This window comes from Nocardiopsis sp. NPDC050513, assembly GCF_044457925.1.
Classification (GTDB): Bacteria; Actinomycetota; Actinomycetes; order Streptosporangiales; family Streptosporangiaceae; genus Nocardiopsis.
The window spans coordinates 427,292-435,859 of record NZ_JBITHK010000002.1 but is presented as its reverse complement, the minus strand read 5'-3'; the positions used below and the strand labels follow the sequence as shown (position 1 = coordinate 435,859).

At 71.7% G+C, this 8,568-nt stretch carries 7 protein-coding genes; 5 read left to right on the top strand and 2 right to left on the bottom strand.

Features of this window, described 5'->3' with window-relative positions:
- Positions 1–169 precede the first annotated feature (169 nt).
- A complete protein-coding gene (locus ACIBFB_RS04520) occupies positions 170–1,045 on the bottom strand; it encodes an amidohydrolase family protein (protein ID WP_397226128.1) in 876 nt (291 codons plus the stop codon).
- Between the two features lie 397 nt (positions 1,046–1,442).
- On the opposite strand from ACIBFB_RS04520, the gene ACIBFB_RS04515 reads away from it, so the two are divergent.
- On the top strand, positions 1,443–2,795 hold the full coding sequence (locus tag ACIBFB_RS04515) for a GntP family permease (RefSeq protein WP_397226126.1): 1,353 nt from the start codon (positions 1,443–1,445) through the stop codon (positions 2,793–2,795).
- A gap of 334 nt (positions 2,796–3,129) precedes the next feature.
- Here ACIBFB_RS04515 and ACIBFB_RS04510 read toward each other — a convergent pair whose 3' ends face one another.
- Positions 3,130–4,323 carry an acyltransferase family protein gene (locus tag ACIBFB_RS04510; RefSeq protein WP_397226124.1) on the bottom strand — a complete coding sequence of 398 codons (1,194 nt, stop codon included), beginning with the start codon at positions 4,321–4,323 and terminating at the stop codon, positions 3,130–3,132.
- Positions 4,324–4,443: 120 nt separating this feature from the next.
- On the opposite strand from ACIBFB_RS04510, the gene ACIBFB_RS04505 reads away from it, so the two are divergent.
- From ACIBFB_RS04505 to ACIBFB_RS04490, 4 genes are all read left to right on the top strand, one after another.
- Positions 4,444–5,610, top strand: coding sequence for a sensor histidine kinase (locus tag ACIBFB_RS04505; RefSeq protein WP_397226122.1), 1,167 nt, complete (start codon positions 4,444–4,446; stop codon positions 5,608–5,610).
- Positions 5,607–6,239, top strand: coding sequence for a response regulator (locus ACIBFB_RS04500; protein ID WP_397226120.1), 633 nt, complete (start codon positions 5,607–5,609; stop codon positions 6,237–6,239). Before ACIBFB_RS04505 ends, ACIBFB_RS04500 begins: the two co-directional genes overlap by 4 nt.
- A 361-nt stretch (positions 6,240–6,600) precedes the next feature.
- A complete protein-coding gene (locus ACIBFB_RS04495; protein WP_397226118.1) occupies positions 6,601–7,212 on the top strand; it encodes a TetR/AcrR family transcriptional regulator in 612 nt (203 codons plus the stop codon).
- Positions 7,213–7,498: 286 nt separating this feature from the next.
- On the top strand, positions 7,499–8,092 hold the full coding sequence (locus ACIBFB_RS04490; RefSeq protein ID WP_397226116.1) for a winged helix-turn-helix domain-containing protein: 594 nt from the start codon (positions 7,499–7,501) through the stop codon (positions 8,090–8,092).
- Positions 8,093–8,568 lie beyond the last annotated feature (476 nt).

Below are 8,568 nucleotides of genomic sequence, written 5' to 3'. Positions count from 1 at the left end.
CGCCCGCGCGGCGCGCGGGGGGGCGCGGGGCGCCCCCGCCGCCCCCGCGGCGCGCGGCGGCCCGCCCCCGCCCCCCCCCCCCCCCCCCCCCCCCCCCCCCCCCCCCCCCCCACGCCGTGTCACGCCCTCGCCCGACTCCGCCCGGCCCGCCACGGGTCACGGGACGCGCCTACGCGCCGGGCAGCGACCGCACCCCGTCCGCGCCGATCCCGTACACGGCGCACGCGGTGCCCGCCAACACGGCCGCGCGCTCACCGGCGGACCACCGGGAGAAGAGCCCGGACAGGCCGGTGAACACCGCGCCGTAGTCGGCGACCGGCCGGATCACCGGCCAGTTGCTCGCGAACATCATGCGGGGCGCCCCGAAGACGGCGCGCACGTGCTCCACGTACGGACCGAGCGCGTCGGCGTCCCATTCCGGCCGCGCGGAGAGCAGGTGACCCCCCGCCGAGACCTTCACCACGACGTTGCTCCGTCGCGCCGCCGCGGACACGGCCGAGAACCAGGGTTCCGGGTCGGTCTCTCCCACCGGGGGCCGCCCCAGGTGGTCGAGGACGACCACCAGGTGGGGCACGCGGTCGGCCAGCGCCGCCGCCTGCCTGATCTCCTCGGGTGTGACGCACACGACGTCGAAGGCCAGGCCGTGTTCGGCGACGGCGGTCAGGGCGCCGACCGTGGCGGGGGAGGACAGGTCCGGGTCGACGCCGTCGTCGGACGGCCGCCCGACGACGTGCCGCACGGCGCGCAGGAGCGAGGTGTCCCCGAGCGACCCGAGCGCCTCGCGCGTCGCCGCGGCGTCGCGCAGGGGGAGCCACCCGCAGACCGCGGCGACGAAGTCCTCGCGGGCGGCGGTCCGCAGCAGGGTCCTGGTGTGGGAGATCCGGTTCTCGGTCTGGACGAGCACCGTCGCGCCGATCCGGCACCGGTCCAGGTGCGGGCGGAGCTCGTCCGGTGTCGCCGGACGGTCCCTGTTGTCGGGCAGCGCGCCGCGGCTCCGGTCCTCCGAACCCGGCCAGAAGTGCTGGTGTGTGTCGACGACGAGCATGGGGGTCTCCGATTCCCGCTCCCGGAGCGGCGGGGGACGGCGGCCGCGTCATGCGTGCCGTGTGCCCGGCACCGGTTCGGCCGCGGTCTGGGGGCGCGCGGATACGTCCGCGGGGCCCACACCGCGCCAAGGGAGAGTTGACTGGGACACATGCGGTGTTGACATGCGTCACACTGACATCCTAGGGTTTCGTTATGTGAATTCAAGTTTTCGCTCCGCGGAAGCTTGATGACTGGGCCCGTCGAACGGCCACCCATCTGCCGCACCTGCGCCCGCGCACGGCGTCCACCCTTCCTGGACGGCGCGCGCACCGGCCCTCATCGGACAGCGTGTCTGGCGATCGCTGCCGATCGGACCCCACGTGCCGAGTTCTGTGAGGGGAAACCCCGTGGACGCAGTGGTCACTGCTAGCCCCGCCGTCGCACTCGTCGGCTTCGCGTGCGTCATCGCACTCCTGTTGTTCCTGATCGCCAAAGCCCGCTGGCACGTCTTCATCGCCCTGCTGGTGCCCATCATCCTGCTGGGGTTCGCCCCCACGATCGACAGAGCCGCCTTCATCGAAGCGTTCGAGCACGGCTTCGGCGGCACCATCCAATCGATCGCCGTGGTCATCGTCCTGGGCACACTGATCGCCGAAGCCCTGCGGGCCACCGGAGCGGTCGAACGCATCACCCAGTCCATGTTCCGCGTCGTGGGCAAGAAGAACATGCCCCTGGCCCTCACTCTCGCGGGCTTCGTGATCGGACTGGCCGTCTTCTCCGACGTCGGCTACGTCATCCTCAACCCCCTGGTCCACGTCGCCGCGCTGGAGGCCGGGGTCAGTATGTCCCTGATGGCCACCGGCCTGGTCGGGGCGCTCCAACTGACCCACGCGATCGTGCCCCCGACTCCGGGACCGCTGGCCGCGGCGGCGATCGTCGACGCCGACCTGGGCAAGGTCATCATCTTCGGCGGAGCGGTCACGCTCTTCGGATCGATCATGGGCTGGCTGTACGCCAAGCTGATCGGCAAGCGCGTCCAGGTCGCCCCGTCGAAGGAGTACGCCGGCCGGTCCCTGACCGACGAGACGCGCAAGCTGCCTCCCCTGGGCTGGTCCTACGCCCCGATCATCGTGCCGCTCCTGCTGATCGGGAGCAGCAGCGTCGCCGACTTCGTCCTGGAGGAGGGCTCGGCCCTCCACGAGATCGTGATGTTCGTCGGTTGGCCGGTGTTCGCCCTCGGCGTCGGGGTCGTCATCGCCTACGCGCTCGCCTGGCGGTCGAAGGCCGTCGAGGACTCCAAGGACCTCCGCGAGGGGTGGGTGGAGAACGCCCTGCGCGGATCGGCGATGATCATCCTGGTCACCGGTCTGGGCGGTGCGCTCAGCCAACTGCTGCGCTCCACCCCCGCCGTCGACATCATCGCGCAGGGCACGCTCGACATCGGTGTGCCCGCCATCCTCCTGCCGTTCGTGCTGGGCGTGATGGCCAACATGATCACCGGTTCGACGACGGTCGCCGTCATCACCGCCGCCTCCCTGACCGCGCCGATGATCGGCACCCTCGGTCTCTCGGCGGAGGCGGCGATGCTGTCGGGCGCCTGCGGATCCGTGATCGTCAAGTACGTCAACGCCAGCTACTTCTGGGTGTGCACGTCGCTCTCGGGCATGCCGTTGCGGGCGGCCCTCATCAGCTACGGCGGTGTCACACTCGTCGGCGGCGTCTTCTCCATGGTCGGCGTCGTCACGCTGTGGAGCCTGGGCATCCTCTGAGCCGGGGCCCGCTCCGCCGGGTCGCCCGACGGTGTCCGGCACCCCACCAGGACGTGTGGGCCGGACACGGCGTCAGCGGACGCCCGACCGGGAATTCCCGGTCGGGCGTCCCCGGTGGTGCGGGGCCGCGCCGGACTCTCCTCGACCAGCGGGTCGGGAAGCTCTCGGAGAGGGCCGGCCGATGTGCCGCGTCGCCCCCGTTCCGCGGCAGGCGCGCACCGTCCTGGTGCGCGCTCCCGGCTCCGCGCGCGATCGTGCGACTCGGAAGGGCTCCCGCGACGCGTGCGACGACCGACCCGACCGCGTGGACGTCACCCCGTCGGCACCGCGGGGATCAGCGGGACGGACGGAGCCGGAACGGGTGCCGTCTGCCGTTGAGCCAGCGGCCGAGCGGGGTCGAGCGCACCAGCAGGTGATAGCTCACCAGCAGCACCAGGCACGTCGCGGCGAGCACCACCCCCAGCTTGACCAGTACGGGCCAGGGCTGATCGGCGACCAGGATCTCCCCGAGGATGAGCAGCGGCATGTGCATCAGATAGGCCCAGTACGAGGCGTCCGCGACATAGCGCACGGTCGGCCGTTCCCGGTTCAGGTGCCGCACGCACAGGCCGAGGAGGCCGTAGGTCCAGGTCCACCCCGCCACCGCGATGAGCGCGGCCTCGACCGGGAGTGACAGCGCCCACCCGTCCATGGCGAGGAGCGCCGCGGCCGTGCTGGCCACCGCCGCCACCAGGTACGGGACCCAGTGAGCGGACAGGCGCGGCAGCGCGGCCCCGCTGGAGTGCAGCGCCCAGCCCACCGCGAAGGCGCCCAGGTAGGGGACCAGCGAGCTCGCCTCCGGCACGATCGTCATCGGAGCGTCGATGCCCCCACCGGTGAGGTCCCCCTGGACCACGAGTCCCGCCAGATAGGGGAGGGCGGCCAGCAGCACTCCGCCCGGTGAGGACAGAACGTCGCCCGCGCGCGCGACCACGCGCCGAACCCGCTCCGGGCCGAACAACCGGTGCGTGACGGCCCGGACGATCAGGACGATGACCACGATCTGCGTCAACGTCCAGAGGAACCACAGCTGAGCTGGGGTGAAGAGCATCAGAAGACTCTGTCCGCCGGCCGCGGCCTCCGGTGCCTCCGGCGCCGGTACACCGCGCCACGCGGTGTTGGCGACGGCCAACAGGCCCAGGGAACCCACGGACACCGGCCAGAAGACGATGGTCGGCAGCAGGATGCGTGTCACACGGTCCCTGAGGTATCGCCACGGGCCGCGGCGTCCGAGCACCATGGCGCCGAAGTAGCCGGCCAGCGCCATGAACAGCACCATCCGGAACAGGTGGATCACGAAGATCGGCAGGGCCACGGCGAAGGTGGGTGTGGGGTCGGTGACCACCCACGGCATTCCGGGAAGGAACGGCAACAGAGCGTGCAACAGGATGCCGAGCAGGAGCGCCCCGCCTCGCAGGGCGTCGAGTCCGTGGAGGCGGGCGCTCGTGTCGGCGGTCGAGCTGTCGGGGGCGATGGTGTCCTGACTCATGTCCCCGACGCTAGGGTCCGGCTCGACACGGGGGTATCCACCGGCTGGAAGGCGCGCATCCACCGATCGGTGGATCCCGGTGAGGTGGCTCCCGTTCCGGAGGCGGGCCATAATCGCTCCATGCCTTGGCCACTCGCCCCGATCGGATTGCTGCTGCTGTCCCAGGCGGTGGCCTGGCTGCCGCCCGGGCTGCTCCCGCACGAATGGCTGCTGTGGTCGGCGCTTCTGACGCTGCCGCTGGTCATGGTGAGGCTGGCGCTCCTCCGGTACGGGCAGAGCCCGATCAGCGAGCCGGTGCTGAAGACCGGATTCGTGCTCCACACCGTGCTGCTGCTGCTCGCCACCGCGCTCAACCCCTACCTCGCCATCTACGCCTTCGTCGGCTACTTCGACGCCCGGCGCTGGTTCGACGGTGGATGGACCATCGCGGTGATGGTGGCGACCAGCCTGCTCTCGGCCTTCGGACAGGCGGGCGGACTCGCGGGACTGTGGAACGGGCCCTGGGTCGTGCTGGTGCTGACGCTGGTCAACCTGGCCATCTCCCAGACGATTCTGCGGCTGGAACAGGCACGGGAGAAGGAGATGCGAAGGCGGGAACGGGTGGCCGAGGAACTCGCCGCCGCCCACCGCGGCAATCTCCGACTCCACCAGCAACTCCTGGACCAGGCCAGGGAAACCGGTGTGTCGCTGGAGCGGGCCCGGCTCTCCCGGGAGATCCACGACACGGTCGCCCAGGGGCTGGTGGCGGTGATCAGGCAGCTCCAGGCGATCCCGGACACGGAACTCGGGGGAGTCGCCCGGCAGCGGCTCGAACTGGCGGAGGCCAGCGCGCACACCTGTCTCGACGAGGCCCGTCGGGCGGTGGTCGCCCTCGCACCGCGCCAGCTCCGGAGCCAGGGGCTCTGCGACGCGGTGCGGGAGGAGCTCGAGCTCTGGTCGGCGCGGACGGGTCTGAGGTCGGAGCTGGTGGTGGACGGCTCGCCGGGCCCCGCGGCCGAGCACGACCACGTGGTGCTGCGGGTGGTGCAGGAGTCGCTGTCCAACGTGGCCAGGCATGCCGGAGACTGCCAGGTCACGGTGTCCCTGAGCTGGCTGCCGGAGATGGTCATGGTCGACGTGTACGACGACGGCGTGGGATTCGACCACGACCGTCTGGTGAAGGCACCGGACGGCCAGCGGCACGGGCTGGCGGGAATGGCGGCGAGGGTGGCCGAGGTAGCCGGACAGTGGTCGGTGGAGTCACGCTCGGGAGAGGGGTGCACGGTCAGCGCGGTGGTGCCCCGGTGAACCCCGACCCGATCACGCTGATGGTGGTCGACGACCATCCGGTGGTCCGCGACGGCCTCATCGGGCTTCTGGACGCCCAGCCCGGCCTGGCGGTGGTGGGGGAGGCCGGGGACGGCGTGGAGGCGCTCGCCATGGCCGAACGCACCCGACCCGACGTGGTGGTGATGGACCTGCGCATGCCCGGTGGCTCCGGTGTGGACGCGATCCGGGAACTGCGTCGGCGCCACCCCCGGGGCTGCCGGATCCTGGTGCTCACGACCTACGACACCGACCGCGACATCCGGGAGGCGATGCGGGCCGGAGCGGACGGCTACCTGCTCAAGGACGCGGCCCGGGAGGAGCTGGTCCGGGCGGTCCACGAGGTCGCCCAGGGCCGTCCGGTGCTGACGGCCTCCGCCTTGGCGGCGCTCAGCGGCCCGGCGCCGGAGGAGGACAGGTCGGTGCTCAGCCCCCGGGAGACCGAGGTGCTCCGGCTGGTGGCCGCGGGCATGACCAACCGGGCCATCGCGAGCCGTCTGCGGATCGGAGAGGCGACGGTGAAGACCCACCTGCTGCACGTGTACGACAAGCTCGGGGCCGTCGACCGGGCCTCGGCGGTGCACGCCGCGTCGCGTGCAGGTCTGATCTGATCCGGGGCCGACCGGTCCGGGGGCGCCGCGACGGTTCCTCCGATGCGCGCCCTTCCTCCTGGAGAACCAGGTCACAGATCCGCACTGTCCCCACGGCGCGGCTCCTGACCGCACACGGCCCCCGGCAGCCGGATTCCCGACCGAGGGGAACCAGCACCAGGGGCTTCACCTTCCGTCGGGCCGTGCGGCGCTGTCGTCACGCCCCCTGAACCCGACGCGGAACGCGGACCCTGGAGCCTCTGGCCGGGGACATCGCCGACGCTGGGGGGCGCTGTGCCCGCGGCGTCGACCGCCGACCGCCGGTTGCTGGGGCAGGTCGACATACACTCATGGCCATACCGATTCTTGATACGGTATGGCCATGAGTGAACGTAGATCGACGCGGCCCCGGCGTGCCGGAGGGGCCCGGCGGGCCCAGATCCTGGACCGGGTCGTGGAGGTGCTGTCCGAACGCGGCTACGTCGCGACCCGGTTCGCTGACGTGGCACAGGCGTCCGGCGTCGCGGTTTCGACGTTGCAGGGCTACTTCGGCTCGCGTGAGGACATGCTCGTCGAGGCACTCCAGCGCGCGACCTCGAAGGAGGTCGAGGCTCTGGCCGAGCTGGCCGCCGGTTTCGAGGACCCGTGGCAGCGGTTGGCCGCTCTGGTGGATCGGGGATTGTCCACGCCGGTGAAGACCTGGCGGTTGCTGATGGAGTTCTGGACCGCCGCCGCTCACGACGACGAGCTGCGCGCCCACGCCGGTGAGCTCGCCGAGCAGTACCGGCGGCCGTTCGTCGAGGCCGTGCGGCGCGGCGTGGACTCAGGATCGTTCTCACCCCGATTCGACGTCGCCGCCCTCGTGGACGTGCTGGTCGCGACGATGGACGGTCTGCTCTACCCGCTCGTGCTCGACCACCGCGCCTCGGCCGGCCCGGACTATCGCGACGTGGTGCTCGCCCAGCTCGCCTTCGCGCTCGGGAGCGACACATGACGGTCCTGGTGACGGCGCAGTGCGGTCCCGCTGGACTGGAACGATCCGGCCACCTGGACGGCGTGCACCGCGTGCTCCCGGTCGTTCCCGGCGGCGACGACGGTGCCGCGGCCGCCGACCGGCGGGGCGGCGGTGCTCAACCTGGGCTGGCGCCCCGACCACGTGGACACCACCAGCGGCCTGTTCGCCTCGATCGCCGCCGATCACGCCGCCCCGTCGCTCTGGGCACCACTGAGGTCCTGGGCCGCATGCCCCGGTCCCTGGCCGAATTCATCGCGGAGGCCGGATGATCCTCACCGACCGGATCGCCCACGGCGTCGCCGCCGGTGAGGTCACCACGGCGTACCGCCGCTGGAGGCACCCGCGGGTCCGACCCGGATCGACCTTCCTCACCGTGGCCGGCATCGTGCGCGTCGACGCGATCGAACCCGCCGCCGGTCCCGACCAGATCGACGCCAACGCGGCACGGACAGCCGGGTACGCCACGCGGGACGACCTGGCAGCGACCCTTCACGGCGACGACACCGATCCGCTGTGGCGCATCACCCTGTCCTGGGCGGGGCCCGATCCCAGAGAGGCGCTCGCACAGAACGCCGCGCTCTCACCGTCCGACATCGCCGACATCGACGCCCTGCTCGACCGCCTCGACGTACACACGCCGTGGGCACGCACCACTCTTGACCGGCTCGCCCGGCATCCGGGGACCACCGCCGCGCAGCTCGCCGCCGAGCTGCCGATCGACAAGGATTCCCTCAAACGCCGCATCCGCCGCCTCAGAGAACATGGCCTGACCCGCAGCCTGCCCTCCGGGTACGAACTCTCCGCTCGCGGCCACGCGTACCTGGCAACCGCTCTTTCCGATGATCCACTCCCGCGGTGAGGTACGAGGAGGGCTTCGCGGCTGGGCACGCCCAGTTGCGGCCGCGCCTCGGGCGACCGGGCAGCGCCTGAGGGCGCCTGCGTGGTCTTCGCCGACGCGTCCGGGTGCAGCACCCAGGTGTCGTCACGGCCGACTCATCCGCGCTCGCGCAGGATGTCGGCCACCGCCCCGGCCCGCGCACCCGCTGGTGCACCCCCGGCAACGCGAATGCCCCTGACCTTCGCGCATTCGCGCTGGTCAGGGGCTTGTCGGCTCTGGGGTGAGTGACGGGACTTGAACTGCGGTCGGTAAGTGTCCTGACCTGCGAAAACACGAGAACCCGCAGGTAGTGGGGGGATGGTCCCCTGGTTGTGCCGCGTTGCCCCGTGTTCCGCTGGGAGACGTGCACCCTCCGGGTGCACGCCTTCGGCCTGTCTGGTGCACCCTCGCGGGTGCACCAGGGGTCTGCCTCCAGAGAACGAGCAGTCAGGAGAATC